The following is a 17266-nucleotide window of genomic DNA, read 5'->3' as shown; positions in this document are numbered from 1 at the left end:
GACTCCGCGCCGGCACCGGCCGCGACCGGCTGAGCGGCACCCGGCGCGCCGGATCAGAGCCGGCCGAATTCCTGGTTGCTCGGCGCGGCGCGGCCGAAGGTCGGGCGGCGGGCGACGAGCGGGTTGGTCTCCTGCTCGAACAAGGCCATCGTGTCGCGATAGAGCTGACGCAGCGCCACCACCTGCGGCAGGATGTCGTCCGGGAAATGCCGCGACTCGACGGCGCGGCGGCCGGCATGCTCGATCTCCTCGGCAAGATCGCCGAGCGGGCGCGCGCCGAACTGACGCGCCTCCGTCTTCATCGTGTGGGCGGGGATGACCAAGGCGGCGGCGTCGCGCCGGTGCATCGCATCCTCGATGCGCACGACCGATTTCTCACCGTCCTCCCGGAAATAACCGAGGATGCGGATGAAGTCGGCGCCGAGCATCGAGCGCATGCGGGCGAATTCGGCCCAATCTATCAAAGTTCGAGGAGCGTTCTCCATGGTACGTTCCTTGCCGCGCCGCGCATTCCGGAACGTAACCTTCACTGGTAAACAGCGCGTTTACATCCGCGAAGCCGTCACTTTTCGAAAGGGTTGCGGCTATTGCGCATCGTCAGCCGCACCGGCACTGCGCCGAAGTCGAGCTCGCGGCGCAGGCCGTTGACCAGATAGCGACGATAGCTTTCCGGCAGGAGGTCGGTGCGGTTGCCGAAGATGACGAAGCTGGGCGGCCGGGTGCCGACCTGGGTGACGTAGCGAAGCTTGATCCGCTTTCCCCCCGGCGCCGGCGGCGGGTTCTGGGCCACGGCGTCGCTGAACCAGCGGTTGAGGATTCCGGTCGAGACCCGCCGCGACCAGGCCTGCCTGATCTCGAATGCGGCGGCGAGCAGCGAGTCGATGCCCTTGCCGGTCATCCCGGAGACGGTGAGCAAGGGCACGCCGCGAGCCTGGGAGAGTCCCTCGTCGAGCGCCGCCTTGATGCCGTTGAAGAGGCTGCTCGGCTCCTGGGCCACGTCCCATTTGTTGATCGCGACGATGAGGGCGCGGCCTTCGTCGAGCACGTCCGAGGCGATCCTGAGATCCTGCGCCTCAAGGCCGCGCGTGCCGTCGAGCAGCAGCACCACGACTTCGGCGAAATCGACGGCGCGGCGCGCGTCGGCGACCGAGAGACGCTCGAGCTTGTCCTCGACCTTCGCCTTCTTGCGCATCCCGGCCGTGTCGATCAGCCGCACCGGCCGCCCCTCCCATTCCCAGTCGATGGCGATCGAATCGCGGGTGATGCCCGCCTCCGGGCCGGTGATGAGCCGCTCCTGGTCGAGGATGCGGTTGATCAGGGTCGACTTGCCCGCATTGGGCCGACCGACGATGGCCAGCTTGAGCGGCCCTTCGGCCTCGTCCTCCTCCGCGACTTCCTCTTCGTCTTCCTCGCGCTCGACATGGGGCCGCAGATGCTCGAACAGGTCGACGACGCCCTCGCCATGCTCGGCGCTGAGCGGGATCGGATCGCCGAAGCCGAGGCCATAGGCCTCGAGGATTCCGGCCTCGCCGGCGCGTCCTTCCGCCTTGTTGGCGGCGAGAATGACCGGGGTGGTCTCCGAGCGCAGCCAGCGGCCGATCTCCTCGTCGAGGGGAGTCGTGCCGGCGCGCGCGTCGGTCAGGAACAAGGCGACGTCGGCCTCGCGCACCGCGGCGATCGTCTGGGCGCGCATCCGGCCCGGAAGCGTCTGCGGATCCTCGTCCTCGTAGCCGGCGGTGTCGATCACCCGGAATTCGAGGCCGAGCAGCACGGCGTCGCCCTCGCGCCGGTCCCGGGTCACCCCCGGCCGGTCGTCGACCAGGGCCAGCTTCCTGCCGACCAGCCTGTTGAACAGGGTCGACTTGCCGACATTGGGCCGGCCCACGATCGCGACGGTCGGCTTCTTGGACATGCCGGCCCCCTGCCCGCTCGCGCGGGGGCGGTCAACCGAGGGGGGCGGACTGCCCTGCCTCCCGCTAACGCCAGGCGGTCAGGCGGCCGCCGTCGTCGAGCACGTAGAGCGTGTTGTTGGCGACGACCGGCGGCAGCGAAAAGGGTGTCCGCGCCTCTGTGGTCGACTGGATGGTGCCGTCGCTGGGCGAGACATAGGCGATCTGGCCGCGCGAGCTGGTCAGGATCAGGCGGTTGCCGGCGAGGACCGGTCCGCGCCAGAAGATCGGCCCCTCGCGATCCTCGGGATCGCGATAGCGCGGCAGTTGCGAGATCCAGCGGATCCGGCCCGATGCGCGGGCGACGGCCAGCAGCTGCGCCTGATCGGTGACGACGTAGACCCAGTCGCCGACCACCCAGGGCGTCGAGATGCCGGCGATGTTGATCTCCCAGGCGCGCTGGCCGGTGATCAGCTCGACCGCGACCATGCGGCCGCCCTGGCCGACCGAGAAGACGCGGCCCTGGTCGATGACGGGATCGGCGTCGATGTCGGAGATGTTGCCGACGATCGTGCTCACGCCGGTCCGCGCGAGCGCGTCCTGCCAGACGACCTGGCCGTTCTCGTAGCGATAGGCGGTGAGCTCGCCCGAGGAGAAGCCGGCGACGACGGTGCTCTGCGCGAAGGCGGGCGAGGCCGCGCCGAAGACACCGGCGAGCTCGAACGAGCCCGAGCCGGTCCAGCGGGTCTCGCCGTCGGCGGCGTTGAGCGCGTAGAGCTGGTTGTCCTGGCTCACCGCATAGACGTTTTCGTTGCCGATCGTCGGGGCGCCGCGGAGCGGGCCGCCGGGCTTGACGATCCACTGGATGGCGCCGGTAGCCGCGTCGAGCGCGGCCGCATCGCCGGCGCCGTTGGTCGCGTAGATCCGGCCGCCGTCGAAGCTGACGCCGCCGCCGAACAGGGTCTCCCTCGGCGAATTCTCGCCGCGGACCTGCGTCGACCACAAGACGGCGCCGGTATTGGCGTCGAAGGCGCGGACCGTGGCCCGCGTGTCGATCGTGTAGATGCGGCCGTCGGCGACGACCGGCTCGGCGGCGAGCCGCGCCTGGGCGCTGCTGCCTTCGCCGATGCTGACGCTCCAGGCCTGGCTGAGACTGTCGCCGAGCGCGATATGGCCGATCGACTTGGACGGATTGCCGCCGGGCTGCGGCCAGTCCGGGTTCACGAACGGGCCGGGCACGGTCACCGGGATGTCGGCCAAAGCCGGATCGGCCTCGACCGCGCCTTCGCGCGCCAGGACGGCCTTGCGCTCGCCCACCGTTGGCGTGGTCGGCCCCCGCCGGCCGCCGAAGAGTCCGCATCCGGACAGCAGGCTGGCGATGGTCAGCGCAATGATGGCACGCTTCATTCGGCTTTTTCCCTCGTTTCGGCCGGAGCGGCCGGCGCCTGCGCCGCTGCACCGGGGGCCGGGATTTCCGGCATCGCATTGACTCCTAGAGACCCGGCCATCTGAATGGCCCTTGTACGTATCGAGGACGGAACGCTCTCGTCGCGGCCGATCTGGGCGAAGAGCGGCCCGGCGCGGTCGGCGCGGCCCATCTTCAGATGCGCGACCGCGACCATCTCGCCGGCGGTGCCGAACCAGGCCTGGCCGGGGCGGGCGAGCGGCCCGAGCCGCTGGATCACCGCCTGCGGCTGGAGACGGTCGAACTCGAGCATGGTCTGGCGGACGAGGGCGGCCTGCCGGTAGGGCTCCGCGAAGTCCCCATTGTCGGCGATCGACTTGAACGTCGCCGCCGCGGCGGCGGCATTGCCGGCCTCGGCTTCGGCGGTGCCGCGGGCGAACAGGCCGGCGGCGCGGTAGCCCTCGACATTGCTCTGGGCGAGCTCGGCCACCTTCGGCGCGGCGGCGGCGCGGTTGCCGCTCTCGAGGCTGTCGAGCGCATCGAGCAGGGCGGCGCCCTGTCGGCCCGCCTCGACCTGCTGGCGATGCTGCCACCACAAATAGCCGCCGATCGCGGCGAGGACGAGGACGATCGCTGCGAGGATCCACCAGCCGTAGCGGGCGACGAAATGGTTGAGCCGCTCCTTGCGCAGCTCCTCGTCCACTTCCCTCAGGAACGTGTCGGACTCATTCGGCTTGATCGCCAAACCCATTCTCCAAATTCAAAGGGGAGCCTTTCGCCCGCCCGCCCGAGGACGCGCTCCCTGCGCTCCTTACCGGCGGTGAGGACGCGCTCCCTGCGCTCCTTACCGGCGGCTCGGGCGAAGGAAAAGGCCTCACGTCCCGGCGGGGGAGTCCGGCCGGGCGCGGTAGGTCTGGTCCTCGGTCGGGAAGGCGCGGCGCCTGACCTCCTCGGCATAAGCGCTCGCCGCGGCGCCGATCTCCGAAGCGAGGTCGCCATATTTCTTGACGAAGCGCGGCGTGCGCTCGAACAGCCCCATCATGTCCTCGGTGACCAGGATCTGGCCGTCGCAGCGGGCCGAGGCGCCGATGCCGATGGTCGGGCAGGGCACGGCCCGGGTTGCCTCCACCGCAATCTCCTCCATCACCCCTTCGAGGACGAGGGCGAAGCAGCCGGCCTCGGCGACGGCGCGGGCGTCGGCGAGGATCTTGTCGGCCTCGGCATCGTCGCGGCCGCGCGCCCGGTAGCCGCCCAGGGCGTTCACCGCCTGCGGGGTGAGGCCGACATGGCCGACCACCGGAATGCCGCGCGCGACGAGGAAGGCGATGGTCTCGGCCATCGCCTCGCCGCCCTCGAGCTTGACCGCGGCGGCGCCGGTTTCCTTGAGCAGCCGGGCGGCATTGCGGAAGGCCAGCATCGGACTCTCCTCGTAGGAGCCGAAGGGCATGTCGACGGCGACGAGGGCATGCCAGGATCCGCGCACCACCGCCGCGGCATGGGCGCTCATCATCTCGAGGCTCACCGGAATGGTCGAGGGGAGACCGTAAATGACCTGGCCGAGGCTGTCGCCGACGAGCAGCAGGTCGCAATGCGGATCGAGCAGCTGCGCCATCCGCATCGTGTAGGCGGTCAGCGCGACGATCGGCTCGCCGCCCTTGCGGGCGAGGATGGCCGGAGCCGTCAGGCGCTTCATCGGCGCGGGCGTCGGCGTCGCCCGGCTGGTGGCGGTGTCGATCGTGTAGGTGGACATGGCAACGGGATTAGCCGATCGCGCGCACGGTGGCAAAAGGCGCAGCCGGTTGGCGCGGCCGCGCGTTGGGGAAGCATGAACCTCTTGCAGGCGGATCTGTTCGGTGCCGACCCGGCCGTGCCGGAAGGCCTGCGCTACCAGCCGGATTTCCTCTCCGGCGACGAGGAGAGCATGCTGATCCGCCATCTCGAGGCGCTGCCGTTCAAGCCGTTCGAGTTCCAGGGTTTCATCGGCAAGCGGCGGACGGTGTCGTTCGGCTGGGCCTACCGGTTCGACGGCAGCGGCCTGGCGCAGGCCGAGCCGATGCCGGAATGGCTGCTGCCGGTGCGCGCCCGCGCCGCCGTCTTCGCCGGCGTGGAGCCCGAGGCGTTCGAGCATGCGCTGCTGATCGAATATGATGTCGGCGCCGCGCTCGGCTGGCACCGCGACCGGCCGGTGTTCGACGACGTCATCGGCATCTCGCTGGGCGCGCCCGCGCCGCTGCGCTTCCGGCGCCGGCGCGGCGACAAATGGGAGAGGTTCACGCAGACGACGGCGCCGCGCTCGGCCTATCTGCTGCGCGGGCCCGCGCGGAGCGAGTGGGAGCACAGCATCCCGCCGGTCGCCGCCTTGCGCTACTCGATCACGCTGAGGACGATGCGGACGCCCGCATGAGAAGGGCCGCCGTCGCGAGACGGCGGCCCTCCGGGAACGGCATGCGCCGCCCGATCAGCTGTAGAAGATGTGGAGCCCGATCTTGGTATTGCGGGCGAGACGGCGGCCCCAGCTCGGGCTCACATAGTCGGCATGATACCAAAGCACGTTCTCGGGAAGCAGCCGGCTGGCGCGGATCTCGGCGATGCGGGCGATGGCGACGGCGCGGCGCCAGGCCTCGGACTGGCGGTTGGCGGCGGGAATGATGCCGCGGCGTACGAAGGAGAATTGCCAGGGCTGGGTGACAACCTCGCAGATCGTGCCCGGGTAGCGGCCGGAGCGGGTCCGGTTCAGCACGACCTCCGCGACCGCGAGCTGGCCTTCGATCGGCTCGCCGCGCGCCTCGAAATAGACGGCGCTGGCGAGGCAATCCTGCTCGCGCCCCGCGGTCTCGACGTCGGCGAAGGACTGGACGAGCTCGCCGAGGCTGCGGGGCTGCGGCAGCCCGGCATCGGCGAGGCCGAACAGATGGTCGACGGCCATGCGGACATCGGCACTCAGCTCGCGATCCGACGTCGTGGCGGAGCCGCCGACGTCGTTGAGGCCGAGATCGCTGACCTCGACGTCGGCGCCGGCATGGTCGAGAAAGTGGACGCTCGCCGTCGGCGCGTCGCCCGCGCCGGCTTGCAGCGGATCACCCCAAGCCGCTGCCGCGGCAAAGATCATGGCAGCCGCGGCAATGCCCGCGACCCGAACCTTGCGGATCATCTAGTTCCGTTTCAAATGCGGTTGGCTGGTCCGGCGGATGCGGATGCATTCCGGCTCAAGGCTTCCCCGTCTGGCTTGGCCGCCGCCCGCCGGTGCGGATCGCTCCCCGCGATCCACGTCGCGCCCTGTCGGCGCGACACCCGTTCGGGCTGTGGCGGCTCCCGCTCGCTCTCAGTGATTGGGCAGATGGCCGATCGATCGCTTCGGCTCAACCCCGGCGGCGGCCGGAGTCGGTGGGCGGGGCGGATGAAGCGATGAGCTGCGGAACCTTTTCGGTTCGTCGCCGAATTCAATCAGTTGGCGGACTCGTCAACTGGAAGCTGATGCGGCACGCCCGAGATCAGCCGCACCGAGGCGCTCGGAATCCAGCCGGCGGCGCACGGGCCCTGATAGTTGCGCCGCGACGGGATCGGATTGGAGACGCCGCAGCGGTCCGTCGCCCGACCGCCTTCGTCATAGACGATGCCGAACCATCTCTGATCGTTGGTGCGCGAGCAGATGAAGAATTCGGATCCGCCGGCCAGCTGCGCGATGACGTCGCTCTGCTCGAACGGCGCCGCCCGCACCGGCACCGGTCCGCCGGTGACGCGGTCGCGGGTGGCGCCGCGGGCGTTGCAGGCGGCGAAGCTCGGCCCGAGCTCGCCGACGCGGACGGGCTGGACGAGATCGGCGAGCAAGGAAGGGCTGGTCTCGGCGCGCACATAAGGCGGCGTGGTCGAGCCCTGGCCGGTCTCGTTCACCACCGCCGGCTCGCCGCAGGCAGCGAGCAGCAGCAGCGGCCATCCGGCCATCGACCATGATTGAGCCCTCATGGCCGATCCTCTAACGGGATAGTCCGGCAAAGGCGATAGGAACGGAGCAGGCAAGCAACATGGCCTATTGGCTGATGAAATCGGAACCGACCTCCTACAGCTGGCAGGACCTCGTCCGCGACGGCGGCACCGAATGGGACGGCGTGCGCAACAATGCCGCGCGGCTTCACCTGCGCGCGATGAAGGCGGGCGACGAGGCCTTCTTCTATCACAGCATGGCCGACAAGGCGGTGGTCGGGATCATGCGGATCGTCCGCGAGGGCCAGCCCGATCCCAAGGACAATGACTGGGTCTCGGTCCGGGTCGAGCCGGTGCGGCCGCTCGCCCGGCCGGTGACGCTGAAGGAGATCAAGGCCGAGCCGGCGCTCGCGCAGATGGAGCTGATCCGCCAGTCGCGCCTGTCGGTGGCACCGGTGCGCGACGAGGAATGGCGCAAGCTGCTGGAGATGGCGGGTGCGTAGCCGCGGCGGCATCGCGGCGGCGCCGGAGCGCCCGGCAGCGTGAGCGACGCCAAGGCGGACTGGCTCCAGCGGCTGCTGTCGCAGTTCGGCAGCGGCATCGAGGGCGAATCGTGGCGCGATCGCATGCCCGGCGATCCCCTGTCGGAGGGGGACCGGATGCTCGTCGAGGCGCTGCCGTTCGAGCGCCTTCAGGTAAGAGGCGAGGACGCAATGTCGACCTGGAGCCGGCTTCGCACGGACGGCGGCGGCTACCCGCTCCTGGTCGGCGACGACGAGGGCCTGATCAGGCTGGCCGAGCAATGGAGCCAGGACGAGCGCACGGTCGCGGAAATGCTGGAGACGGCCGCCGGGCTGGAGGTTCCGCGCTGTTTCTCCGAGCGGCGGCGGTACGAGCTGGAGCGCCTGTGCGCGGTCCTCGGCGATCCCGTTCCCGACCTGGAGGAAGAGCTGGAGGCGCCGCTCGGGCAATGGCCGGAGCCGGAGGACGTCGCGCCCAATGACGGGCCCTGCCTCGCCTGGCGCGCGACGGATCGCGAGCCGCTGCCCCGAGCCAATTTCCTGCGCCTGCCGGCGCGCGACGGCGCCGAGATCCCGGCGCTGTTCCACTGGGGCGGCTGGAACGAGTGCCTGCCGAGCGAATATCATGTCGCGGCGCTGAAAAGCTGGCGGGCAAGGTTCGGCGCCGAGCTCGTCGCGATGAACGGCGACACGATCGAGCTGCGCGTGGCGCGCAGACCAACGACCCGCGACGAGGCGCTCGCTCTGGCGCGCGAATTCTTCGTCTATTGTCCCGACGTCGTCCTCCAGGGCGCCGGCGACCTGTCGACCCTCGCCGCCATCCTGATGATCTCGGACTGGTGGTACTTCTGGTGGGATTGAGGGGGGAGTCCGCTCCAGGAGACCGGACCGTCACCCTCCCCTTCTCGTCATCCTGGCAAATGCCGGGATCTCATTTCCCATGTTCGCCGCGCCCGCAAGGCATTGAGATCCCAGCTTGCGCTGGGATGACGTCGAGAGGACGGGCGGGAAAGAGGAAGCTTAGGCCGCCTCGGGCTTGCGCGACTGGCGCTTGCGCTCGTGGGGGTCGAGATAGCGCTTGCGGATGCGGATCACCTTGGGCGTGACCTCGACCAGCTCGTCGTCCTGGATGTAGGCGATCGCCTGTTCGAGCGTCATCCGCCGCGGCGGCGTCAGGCGGATGCCCTCGTCCTTGCCGGAGGCGCGGAAGTTGGTGAGCTGCTTCGACTTCAGCGGATTGACCTCGAGGTCCTGCGGCTTGGCATTCTCGCCGATCACCATGCCCTCGTAGAGCGCCTCGCCCGGCGAGATGAACAAAATGCCGCGCTCCTCGAGCGCGTTCAGCGCGTAGGCGACCGCCTCGCCCTTCTCCATGGAGATGAGGACGCCATTCTGCCGGCCCTGGATCGGGCCCTTATAGGGGCCGTAGCGGTCGAATAGGCGGTTCATGATGCCGGTGCCGCGGGTATCGGACAGGAACTCGCCATGATAGCCGATCAGGCCGCGCGAGGGCGCCGAGAAGGTCAAGCGGGTCTTGCCGCCGCCGGAGGGACGCATGTCGGTCATCTCGGCCTTGCGCTGCGCCATCTTCTCGACGACCGTGCCCGAATGCTCGTCGTCGACGTCGATGACAACCGTCTCATAGGGCTCCTCGCGGCCGTTCGGGCCGTCGCGGAAGAGGACGCGCGGGCGGCTGATCGACAGCTCGAAACCCTCGCGGCGCATCGTCTCGATGAGCACGCCAAGCTGGAGCTCGCCGCGGCCCGCCACCTCGAAGGCGTCGCGCTCGGCGGTCTCGGTGACCCGGATGGCGACATTGCCTTCGGCCTCGCGCTGCAGGCGCTCGCGGATGACCCGGCTCTGCACCTTGTCGCCGTCGCGCCCGGCATAGGGGCTGTCATTGACCGCGAAGGTCATGGCGAGCGTCGGCGGATCGATCGGCCGGGCGCGGATCGGCTGGGTCAGGCCGGGATCGGCGATGGTGTTGGACACCGTCGCCTTGGCAAGGCCGGCAATGGCGACAATGTCGCCCGCCTGCGCCTTGTCGACCGGCACTCGCTCGAGGCCGCGAAAGGCGAACACCTTGGTCGCCCGACCCTCTTCCACCGACTGGCCGTCGACGTCGATCGCCCGGATCGGCATGTTGAGGTCGAGCGTGCCGCTCTCAATCCGGCCGGTGAGGATGCGGCCGAGGAACGGATCGCGGTCGAGCAGGGTGGCCAGCATCTTGAACGGACCCTCGGCGTCGAGCCGCGGCGGCGGGACATGGTCCACGATCGTCTCGAACAAGGGGGTCAGGTCGCCGGAGCGGACGTCGTCGCTGCGGCCGGCATAGCCGGCGCGGCCGCTCGCATAGAGGGTCGGGAAATCGAGCTGCTCGTCATTGGCGTCGAGGCTGAGGAACAGCTCGAACACCTCGTCGAGCACCTCGGCGGGCCGAGCGTCGGGCCGGTCGATCTTGTTGACGACGACGATCGGCCGCAGGCCCAGCGCCAGCGCCTTGCCGGTGACGAACTTGGTTTGCGGCATCGGCCCTTCGGCGGCGTCGACGAGCAGGATGACGCCGTCCACCATCGACAGGATGCGCTCGACCTCGGCGCCGAAATCGGCGTGGCCCGGTGTGTCGACGATGTTGATGTGCACCGGCTCGCGGCCTTCGGGCGTCCAGTCGACGCTGGTGCACTTGGCGAGGATGGTGATCCCGCGTTCCTTCTCGAGGTCGTTCGAGTCCATCGCCCGCTCCTCCACGCGCTGATTGTCGCGGAAGGTGCCGGACTGGCGGAACAGCTGGTCGACAAGGGTCGTCTTGCCGTGATCGACGTGGGCGATGATCGCCACGTTGCGCAGGCTCATCTGGGTTCAACTCTCGGGATCGGGAAAAAGTTCGCGGCATATAGCGGCGATGCTGCGCTGCAACAAGGGGCGAAGAAGCGGAACGGCCATTCGTGTGAGGAGGCGGGGGCGCGGAGGCGTCGTGGCGACCAGCTTGTCGACTCCCTGGGGGTCGTCAACTTCGTCAATTTTAAACGCGGGCCGCGCTCGCTTGGAGTGCACCCCTTGAACGAGACAGTGAAATACAGGACGGCTCGGTGTGGCGGTCATAAGCGCACAGCGCCGCCGCGCCGCCCGACTGGTTTTCAGCCCAACAATGTCAATGAACAAGCGCTCCGCGACGCGGTGAGGGCCGTAAATGCCCATGCCATGAAAGCCGGAACAAGTCAAGAACATAGACTGGATCGCGTCGTTCCGGCTTGCGCCGGAATGGCCGTGGGGAGCGCTTTACCGCGCCAGCGTGCGCAGGCGCGCCCGCACCAGCCTACCGGATTCGGTGAGGTCGCCCTCGCGCCAGCCGCCGCGGCGGGAGGCGCCAGGGCGCAGGGCGGCCGAGCTCTCATCTTTGTCGTTGATCGACCAGTTGAGGTCGCTGAGCTGGTTGGCGGCCATGAAGTCCCACCAGCGGCGGCTCTCCTCGACGTCGACCGGGCCGTCGCCGTCGGCGTTGGTGGTGCCCCATTCGCTGACGAACAAGGCGGCACCGGCGTCGAGCGCGGCCTGCGCCTTGTCCCTCAATTCCTGGCGGTGGGTGCCCGCATAGAAATGGAGGGCATAAGCGACATTGGCGAAGGCGAGCGGATCGCGCGCGGCGACGTCGACGTCCTGGGTCCATGAGGGCACGCCGGCGACGACGAGATTGTCGGGATCGTGCCGGCGGATTCGCGGGATGACGGCCTCGTGATAGGGCTTCACCACCTCGGCCCAGCCATGGTCGGGCAGCGGCTCGTTCCAGGTCTCGTACATGAGATTGGGCCGGTCGCCCCAGCGCTGCGCGACGCGCTCGAAGAAGGCGGCGGCGGCCTCGGGATGCGGGTTGTGGGCATGCCAGTCGACGATGACGTAGAGCCCGGCACCGATCGCCGCCTCGATCGCGCGCTCGGCCTTGCGCCATTCGCGTTCCGGATGCGCGAGATAGCCGCCCGGTTCGACCGCCACCGCGACCCGGATCACGTCTACCCGCCAGTCCTCGGCGAGCCAGCGCACCGCATCCGCGTTGTAGAAGCCGCCCTTCCACTGGCTCCAGAAAAGCGACATGCCGCGCAGCACCGCCGGGCGGCCGTCGGCGCCGAGGATGCGATTGCCCTCGACGCGCAGCTGGCCGTGCCGCTCGACCGGGGTCTGGGCACGAGCCATCGTGGCCCCGGCAAGGGCCAGCACCACCAGGCAAGCGGCAAGGAGCCGGCGCAGGGTGCTCATGCCGCGGCCTCCTGCGCGGCGGCTCGCTTCACGAACGGAACGCCGGCGCGAAGATAGGTGAGCACGCGCCACAGCCATTCGAGCGGCCCGTAATGGAAGCGGGCGAACCACCAATGGGCGAAGGCGATCTGCGCGAGGAAGGCGGCGATGCCGAGAGCGAGCGCCTGCGGCTCGGTGATCGTCCGGTAGAGGCCGAGGCCGAAGCCGTAGAAGACCGGGACGAAGATGAGCGACTGGCCGACATAGAGGGTGAGCGTCATCCGGCCGATCGGCGCCAGCCGGCGCAGGACCGGGCGGCCGACGGAGAGATAGAGCTCGACGAAGACAAGGACCTGCACCGTCATCACCGCCAGTGCCAGCCAGCTCGTCACCATCCAGTCCAGATTCTGGCGCGCGGCGGCGGGATCGGGCGGGAGCAGCTCGAGCAAGGCGGGCTTGCTCCAGGCGAGGAGGAAGGAAAGGACCAGGGCGAAGGCGAGGACGATGCGGCGCGGCCGGGTGAATTCATCCGGACGGGCGAAGAAGCCGATCCGTCCGAGCACGAGGCCGACGAGGAACAGGCCGACGATCTCGGCGATGCGGCCCGTCTCCAGGTAGAAGGACCATTTGCCGAGCTGCCCGGAGACGGCATTGACCGCCAGCATGTCGGCGAAGCTGCCGGTCGCGGCGATGACGAGGGTCGGCTCGACGGTGAAGAAGGGCGGCTGCAGCGCCCAGGCGGCGCCGTCCAGGGCTGCGACGATGCGCAGCGCCAGGATCGGCTGGGCGAGCACGATCGCCGCGAGCACCAGCAGGATGCGGTTGTCGCGGATGCGATCGAAGACGAGCAGCAGCAGGCCCAGGGGCGCCAGCACCTGGAGGATCTCGCCGCGATAGACGAGGCCGTGCAGGAGGCCGAAGCCGAGCAGGATGGCGAGCCGCCAGGCAAAGCGGCCGGTGAAGTCGACGCCGCGTGCGCGGGCTCGGTCCATGATGATGAAGAAGCTGAGGCCGAAGCACAGCGCGAACAAAGCGAAGGACTTTCCGGCGAACGCGGCCATCGTCCAGGCGAAGGCGGGATCCGGCTGCGGATCGAGCCAATAGAGCTCGAACAGCTCGACGGCGTGGACAAGGAATAGCCCCATAAGCGCGAAGCCGCGCAGGCCGTCGACCAGCTCCAGTCTCGCCGGATCGTGCATGTCGGCACCCTCCCCCGCCGGGCTCATAGGCGGCGCCGGTCAGCGTTAGCGCTAACATACGGAACTGGTTGCTAGCAAGCACCCCCGAATCCGCAGGCGATGTAGCGGCCGGAGCGGCACTGCGGCTCTATCTATCCGTAGACGACGAGATCCGCGTTGGTGAGCAGGGTTCCCGGGTCGATGGTGGCGAACAAGATCTGCGCCGCGGCGCCGATGCCGTCGCGGTCGTAGAAGAGGTTGCCGCTGGCCTGGTCGTAGATGATGCGGTCGGAAGCGTCGGCGGCCGTGCTGCCCTTGTGAAAGGCGGAGGCGGCCAAGGTGCCCCGTGGACCGATGCCGGCGAAAGCGTAGTTGGCGAGGTAGATCAGGTCGTCGGTGACCGAGAAATCGAGAATGTCGTCGACGCCCGCGTTCAGCTCGCCGGTGCCGGGGGTCTTGTTGAACAGGAACTTGTCCTTGCCCGCCCCGCCGATCAGGACGTCGTCGCCTTCGCTGCCATAGAGCATGTCGTTGCCGGCGCCGCCGTCGATCCGGTCCTCGCCGCGCAGGCCATTCAGCTTATCGTGGCCGATATTGCCGACCAGCTTGTTGTCGGCAGAGTTGCCGGTGCCGTCCTTGCTCCAGGTCCCGGTGAGGTACAATTCCTCGAAATGGGTCGGCAACCGGTAGCTGACCGAGCTTTCGACCACGTCCTTGCCGCTGCTCCCCTCCTCGATCACCTGGTCGCCGACATTGTCGACGACGTAGCGGTCATGACCCTTGCCGCCCTTCATCACATCGGCGCCGCCGCGGCCGTCGAGGATGTTGTTGCCGGCATTGCCGGTGACCGCGTTGTCCAGGCCGTTGCCGGTGGCCTTGATGTTGCCGGCGCCGGTCAGCACCAGATCCTCGACATGGTCGGGCAGGACGAAATTGGCGCTGCTTCGCACAATGTCATGCCGCGGCAAGGGCGACGACACTTACGTCGTCGATACCTGGGCGGACGTCGTCGCGCCCGCCATCGCCGTCCCGGCGGATCAGGTCATCCCGACGCGCCACGCCATAGACCGGCTTCGTGCTGCCTAGCGGAACAGCCGCTCCAGCCGCTCGGCGGCCCATCCGAGCATGCGCCGCTCGCTCTCGGAAAGGGCGGCGAGGCGCTTCTCGAGCGCCTGCACCCGGCGATCGCGACCGGCCTCGATCAGCTTGACGCCCTTGGCGGTGGCGGTGATGCGGACGCTGCGGCGGTCGCCAGGCTCGGCCTCTCGGGTGACGAGGCCGCCCTCGACGAGGGCATCGACAATGCGGGACATGGTCGGCGGCCGCACCTGTTCTGCCGAGGCCAAGGCGTTCAGCGACATTGGCCCACCGAAAACGACCACCGACAGGGCGCTCAACCTTGGCGCGGAAAGCCCGCTGCCGTCATCCTCGCGGCGCAAGCTTCGCAGAAGCCTGATCGAGGCGGAGTGAAGACGCGTCGCCACATCTCGGGTTTCGGATCGGTCGCTGGTCATATTAACATTTAGTCATACTAACTATTTCTGCCCGCAAGCGTTAGCAGAGGGGATACGTCTTGGCGAGACGCGACGCGCGGTCCCAATCACACCGCAAGGCGTCCGGCCGGGTCGAATTGGGAGCCCTAGACAAGTGAGGCGAAGGTAGGGATCCCGCTCTTTAGCTCGTCCAAATAGTTAGACACACTAATTGCTGGCTCTTCCGGCGTAGCAGGCGCTGCCGTGCATCAGGAGCGCGCGCAGCCATCCTGTGTGCCTCTCTGTTGCACAAGCCAATTAGCTATGCTAATTGTTTCGCAGTGCAACAGATAGCCGGAGGGCAGGAACGATGCCGTTAATCCAGGCCTCCCATCTCGCCCAGGTGGCGATCCCCGTCAGAGACCTCGATCGGGCCAAGATTTTCTACGGCGAGCAGCTCGGCCTCACCCATCTCTTCGATGCCCCGCCTGGCCTGTCCTTCTTTCAGTGCGGCGAGACCCGGCTGATGCTGAGCCGCCCCGAGGGGCCGGAGACCGCCTCGGCTTCGATCCTCTATTATGCGGTCGACGATGCCGCCGCCGCCCAAGAGACGCTCGCCGCCACCGGGATCGTCTTCGAGCAACCGGCCCACTGCATCGCCCAGGTGGGCCAGCTCAACATCTGGCTCGCCATCTGCCGGGACAGCGAAGGCAATCTCCTCGGCCTGATGAGCGAGCATCCGATCGCCGAGGCCAAGCGGGACTGAGCCGCCGCTTCGTCGCGGCGCCCGTCATCTCCGTCGCCGGGCAACCCGGCGCGTCGCACCGGGCGCCGCGGCGGTCGCATCAGGCTCCGGCGCCGTCCGCGCGGCGTCCAGGTGCGCGATCGTCATGAGCGAGCCTGCACGGACCGACGTCGAACCCAGCCCTTCCGATCCTTGGGAAGCGATCGTGCAGATCGCCACCGGGCTGTGGCTGTCGCGCGCCTTATGGGCAGCGGCCCGCCTTCGCCTTGCCGACGCGCTCGAGGAAGAGCCGCTTCCCGCCGAGGTGATCGGCGCCCGCACCGGCACCGATCCAGACAGCCTTCGGCGGCTGCTCGACGCCCTGGCCGCGGCCGGGATCGTCGCCTGCAACGCCGACCGCCTCTATTCGCACACCGCGCTTTCGCGGCTCCTGCGCAGCGACCACCCTTCTTCCCCGCGCGCTTATGTCGAGATCATGTTCGGCGCCGAGCCCTACGCCGCCTGGGGGGCGATCGAGACAAGCCTGCGCAACGGCACCCCGGCTTTCGACGGCCAGTACGGAATGCCGCTGCTCGACTATCTGCAGGTCCATCCCGAGAGCGGCCGGCGGCTCGACGAGGCGATGGGCGCGACGACGCGGAGCATGGAGGCCGCCTTGCTCGGCGCGCACCGGCTGCCGCCGTTCGAGCGGGCGATCGACGTCGGCGGCGGTCGCGGCAGCCTGCTTTCCGGCCTGCTCCAGCAGCAGCCGGCCGCGCGCGGAATCCTGTTCGACCTCGAGGAGATCGTCGCGCCGGTGAGGCCGTCGCTCGCCGGCACCCGGATGGAAGCGGTGGCGGGCAATTTCTTCGAGAGCGTCCCGGTGGGTGGCGACCTCTATCTGCTCAAGCTCGTGCTCCACGCCTGGGCCGACGACCAGGCCGCCGAGATCCTCGCCAGCATCCGCCGGGCGATCCTCCCGGGTGGCCGGCTGGCAATCTTCGAGACCGTACTCCCCAAGCGGGTTCAGCCGCATCCCGGCTATCTGATGGATCTCAACATGTTGGTGATGACCGGCGGCCGCGAGCGCAGGGCCTCGGATTTCAGGAACCTGCTCGAGCAGACCGGCTTCGCTCTGGACAAGATCACGCCGACACCGACCTCGCTCAGCATCGTCGAGGCGGTGGCGGTATAGCCGGCAAGTTCGGCGGAGGACGGCTGTATTCGCGTTCCTGAGTTCGTCATGCTGCGGCTGAGATCCTGACATCAGCCGGATGCCATCGTCAGATTATGATGAAGTCGGTTGCGGCGATCGAGGGCGGGAGATTGTCCAGCACGGCGAACTGGACGGCCGCCGCTCCGCCGACTCCATCGGCGTCGTAGAACAAGGTCCCGCTGGTGGGATCGTAGGCCAGGCGATGAGCCGCCGTGGTGGCCGTACTGCCGATCGCGAGGGCGTCTTCGGCCAGCGCTCCGGCCGGCAAGGCCCGGAAGATCGCATCGTCCAAAAGGATCTTGTCCTCGCCTCCGGCGAAGTCGAGGATGGTGTCAACATCGGTCGCTGCGAGCGCGGTGTCGAAGTAGAAGCGGTCGGCATCGGCGCCGCCTTCGAGTCGGTCACTGCCCTCGCCGCCGTACAGCCGGTCGAACCGGTCACCGCCCACCAGGAAGTCCTTGCCCTCCTCACCCCGAAGGGTGTTCGAGCCCTTGTTGCCGACGATCTTGTTGGCGAGATCGTTGCCGGTGCCGTTGATCGCCTTGCGTCCGGTGAGGTAGAGATTCTCGACATGGGCTCCGAGCGAGTAGCTGATCGAGCTCTTGACCCGGTCGGCGCCTTCGTTGGCGAGCTCGGTCACCTGGTCGTCGACATGGTCGACCACATAGGTGTCGTTGCCGAACCCGCCCGACATCCGGTCCGCGCCGGCG

General features: G+C 68.6%; 19 protein-coding genes. 6 read left to right on the top strand and 13 right to left on the bottom strand.

Features of this window, described 5'->3' with window-relative positions; translation table 11 throughout:
• Positions 1–53 precede the first annotated feature (53 nt).
• From DDE10_RS17860 to panB, 5 genes are all read right to left on the bottom strand, one after another.
• Positions 54–485, bottom strand: coding sequence for an Hpt domain-containing protein (locus tag DDE10_RS17860; RefSeq protein ID WP_284734751.1), 432 nt, complete (start codon positions 483–485; stop codon positions 54–56).
• Positions 486–562: 77 nt separating this feature from the next.
• Complete coding sequence (der, locus tag DDE10_RS17855; protein WP_114954154.1) at positions 563–1912, bottom strand: ribosome biogenesis GTPase Der; 1350 nt, start codon at positions 1910–1912, stop codon at positions 563–565.
• Positions 1913–1976: 64 nt separating this feature from the next.
• The gene (locus DDE10_RS17850) at positions 1977–3296 is read right to left on the bottom strand and encodes an outer membrane protein assembly factor BamB family protein (RefSeq protein WP_114954153.1); all 1320 of its coding nucleotides are present in this window, start codon (positions 3294–3296) and stop codon (positions 1977–1979) included.
• Positions 3293–4039 carry a tetratricopeptide repeat protein gene (locus DDE10_RS17845; protein ID WP_114954274.1) on the bottom strand — a complete coding sequence of 249 codons (747 nt, stop codon included), beginning with the start codon at positions 4037–4039 and terminating at the stop codon, positions 3293–3295. The genes DDE10_RS17850 and DDE10_RS17845 overlap by 4 nt, the downstream gene beginning before the upstream one ends.
• 129 nt (positions 4040–4168) lie before the next feature.
• Positions 4169–5044, bottom strand: coding sequence for a 3-methyl-2-oxobutanoate hydroxymethyltransferase (gene panB / locus DDE10_RS17840; RefSeq protein ID WP_114954152.1), 876 nt, complete (start codon positions 5042–5044; stop codon positions 4169–4171).
• A 75-nt stretch (positions 5045–5119) separates the two neighbouring features.
• Between panB and DDE10_RS17835 the strand changes: the two genes are divergently transcribed.
• The gene (locus DDE10_RS17835) at positions 5120–5698 is read left to right on the top strand and encodes an alpha-ketoglutarate-dependent dioxygenase AlkB (RefSeq protein WP_114954151.1); all 579 of its coding nucleotides are present in this window, start codon (positions 5120–5122) and stop codon (positions 5696–5698) included.
• 54 nt (positions 5699–5752) lie between these two features.
• Here the strand turns inward: DDE10_RS17835 and DDE10_RS17830 are convergent, their stop codons facing one another.
• Both DDE10_RS17830 and DDE10_RS17825 read right to left on the bottom strand, forming a co-directional pair.
• Complete coding sequence (locus DDE10_RS17830; RefSeq protein ID WP_114954150.1) at positions 5753–6445, bottom strand: cell wall hydrolase; 693 nt, start codon at positions 6443–6445, stop codon at positions 5753–5755.
• Between the two features lie 293 nt (positions 6446–6738).
• Entirely contained in the window at positions 6739–7257 is a 519-nt protein-coding gene (locus tag DDE10_RS17825; RefSeq protein WP_162806709.1) for an SH3 domain-containing protein, read from the bottom strand.
• Positions 7258–7316: 59 nt separating this feature from the next.
• On the opposite strand from DDE10_RS17825, the gene DDE10_RS17820 reads away from it, so the two are divergent.
• Together DDE10_RS17820 and DDE10_RS17815 are read left to right on the top strand one after the other, a co-directional pair.
• On the top strand, positions 7317–7718 hold the full coding sequence (locus DDE10_RS17820) for an EVE domain-containing protein (protein ID WP_114954148.1): 402 nt from the start codon (positions 7317–7319) through the stop codon (positions 7716–7718).
• 39 nt (positions 7719–7757) lie between these two features.
• Positions 7758–8597 carry a DUF4253 domain-containing protein gene (locus DDE10_RS17815; protein ID WP_284734750.1) on the top strand — a complete coding sequence of 280 codons (840 nt, stop codon included), beginning with the start codon at positions 7758–7760 and terminating at the stop codon, positions 8595–8597.
• 159 nt (positions 8598–8756) lie between these two features.
• On the opposite strand, the gene typA is transcribed toward DDE10_RS17815, so the two are convergent.
• From typA to DDE10_RS23920, 5 genes are all read right to left on the bottom strand, one after another.
• Positions 8757–10589, bottom strand: coding sequence for a translational GTPase TypA (gene typA / locus DDE10_RS17810; protein ID WP_114954147.1), 1833 nt, complete (start codon positions 10587–10589; stop codon positions 8757–8759).
• A gap of 426 nt (positions 10590–11015) precedes the next feature.
• Positions 11016–11987 carry a glycoside hydrolase family 5 protein gene (locus DDE10_RS17805; RefSeq protein WP_114954146.1) on the bottom strand — a complete coding sequence of 324 codons (972 nt, stop codon included), beginning with the start codon at positions 11985–11987 and terminating at the stop codon, positions 11016–11018.
• Positions 11984–13192: a DUF418 domain-containing protein gene (locus DDE10_RS17800; protein ID WP_284734749.1), complete on the bottom strand. Its 1209-nt coding sequence runs from the start codon at positions 13190–13192 to the stop codon at positions 11984–11986. The genes DDE10_RS17805 and DDE10_RS17800 overlap by 4 nt, the downstream gene beginning before the upstream one ends.
• A gap of 104 nt (positions 13193–13296) precedes the next feature.
• Complete coding sequence (locus DDE10_RS17795) at positions 13297–14094, bottom strand: calcium-binding protein (RefSeq protein ID WP_162806708.1); 798 nt, start codon at positions 14092–14094, stop codon at positions 13297–13299.
• 132 nt (positions 14095–14226) lie between these two features.
• Positions 14227–14505 carry a MarR family winged helix-turn-helix transcriptional regulator gene (locus DDE10_RS23920; protein WP_284734748.1) on the bottom strand — a complete coding sequence of 93 codons (279 nt, stop codon included), beginning with the start codon at positions 14503–14505 and terminating at the stop codon, positions 14227–14229.
• Here DDE10_RS23920 and DDE10_RS23915 point away from each other — a divergent pair.
• From DDE10_RS23915 to DDE10_RS17780, 3 genes are all read left to right on the top strand, one after another.
• The gene (locus DDE10_RS23915; protein ID WP_284734763.1) at positions 14456–14614 is read left to right on the top strand and encodes a hypothetical protein; all 159 of its coding nucleotides are present in this window, start codon (positions 14456–14458) and stop codon (positions 14612–14614) included. The two genes, DDE10_RS23920 and DDE10_RS23915, sit on opposite strands and share 50 nt — an antisense overlap.
• Before the next feature lie 372 nt (positions 14615–14986).
• Complete coding sequence (locus DDE10_RS17785) at positions 14987–15382, top strand: VOC family protein (RefSeq protein WP_114954142.1); 396 nt, start codon at positions 14987–14989, stop codon at positions 15380–15382.
• Between the two features lie 124 nt (positions 15383–15506).
• Positions 15507–16535: a methyltransferase gene (locus DDE10_RS17780; protein ID WP_114954141.1), complete on the top strand. Its 1029-nt coding sequence runs from the start codon at positions 15507–15509 to the stop codon at positions 16533–16535.
• Positions 16536–16623: 88 nt separating this feature from the next.
• Here the strand turns inward: DDE10_RS17780 and DDE10_RS17775 are convergent.
• The coding region (locus DDE10_RS17775; RefSeq protein ID WP_490156903.1) for a calcium-binding protein at positions 16624–17266 on the bottom strand (643 nt) is incomplete at its 5' end.

Origin of the sequence: Sphingosinicella terrae, assembly GCF_003347635.1 — a bacterium.
In the GTDB taxonomy this organism is placed as follows: domain Bacteria; phylum Pseudomonadota; class Alphaproteobacteria; order Sphingomonadales; family Sphingomonadaceae; genus Allosphingosinicella; species Allosphingosinicella terrae.
Note: the sequence above shows the minus strand (reverse complement) of the source record. Positions and strands in the feature narration are given on the sequence as shown.

Coding starts and splice junctions, on each gene's coding strand:
- DDE10_RS17860 (WP_284734751.1), bottom strand. CDS start 485: ATGGAGAACGCTCCTCGAACTTTGATAGATTGGGCCGAATTCGCCCGC.
- der (WP_114954154.1), bottom strand. CDS start 1,912: ATGTCCAAGAAGCCGACCGTCGCGATCGTGGGCCGGCCCAATGTCGGC.
- DDE10_RS17850 (WP_114954153.1), bottom strand. CDS start 3,296: ATGAAGCGTGCCATCATTGCGCTGACCATCGCCAGCCTGCTGTCCGGA.
- panB (WP_114954152.1), bottom strand. CDS start 5,044: ATGTCCACCTACACGATCGACACCGCCACCAGCCGGGCGACGCCGACG.
- DDE10_RS17835 (WP_114954151.1), top strand. CDS start 5,120: ATGAACCTCTTGCAGGCGGATCTGTTCGGTGCCGACCCGGCCGTGCCG.
- DDE10_RS17830 (WP_114954150.1), bottom strand. CDS start 6,445: ATGATCCGCAAGGTTCGGGTCGCGGGCATTGCCGCGGCTGCCATGATC.
- DDE10_RS17825 (WP_162806709.1), bottom strand. CDS start 7,257: ATGAGGGCTCAATCATGGTCGATGGCCGGATGGCCGCTGCTGCTGCTC.
- DDE10_RS17820 (WP_114954148.1), top strand. CDS start 7,317: ATGGCCTATTGGCTGATGAAATCGGAACCGACCTCCTACAGCTGGCAG.
- typA (WP_114954147.1), bottom strand. CDS start 10,589: ATGAGCCTGCGCAACGTGGCGATCATCGCCCACGTCGATCACGGCAAG.
- DDE10_RS17805 (WP_114954146.1), bottom strand. CDS start 11,987: ATGAGCACCCTGCGCCGGCTCCTTGCCGCTTGCCTGGTGGTGCTGGCC.
- DDE10_RS17800 (WP_284734749.1), bottom strand. CDS start 13,192: ATGAGCCCGGCGGGGGAGGGTGCCGACATGCACGATCCGGCGAGACTG.
- DDE10_RS23915 (WP_284734763.1), top strand. CDS start 14,456: ATGGTCGGCGGCCGCACCTGTTCTGCCGAGGCCAAGGCGTTCAGCGAC.
- DDE10_RS23920 (WP_284734748.1), bottom strand. CDS start 14,505: ATGTCGCTGAACGCCTTGGCCTCGGCAGAACAGGTGCGGCCGCCGACC.
- DDE10_RS17785 (WP_114954142.1), top strand. CDS start 14,987: ATGCCGTTAATCCAGGCCTCCCATCTCGCCCAGGTGGCGATCCCCGTC.
- DDE10_RS17780 (WP_114954141.1), top strand. CDS start 15,507: ATGAGCGAGCCTGCACGGACCGACGTCGAACCCAGCCCTTCCGATCCT.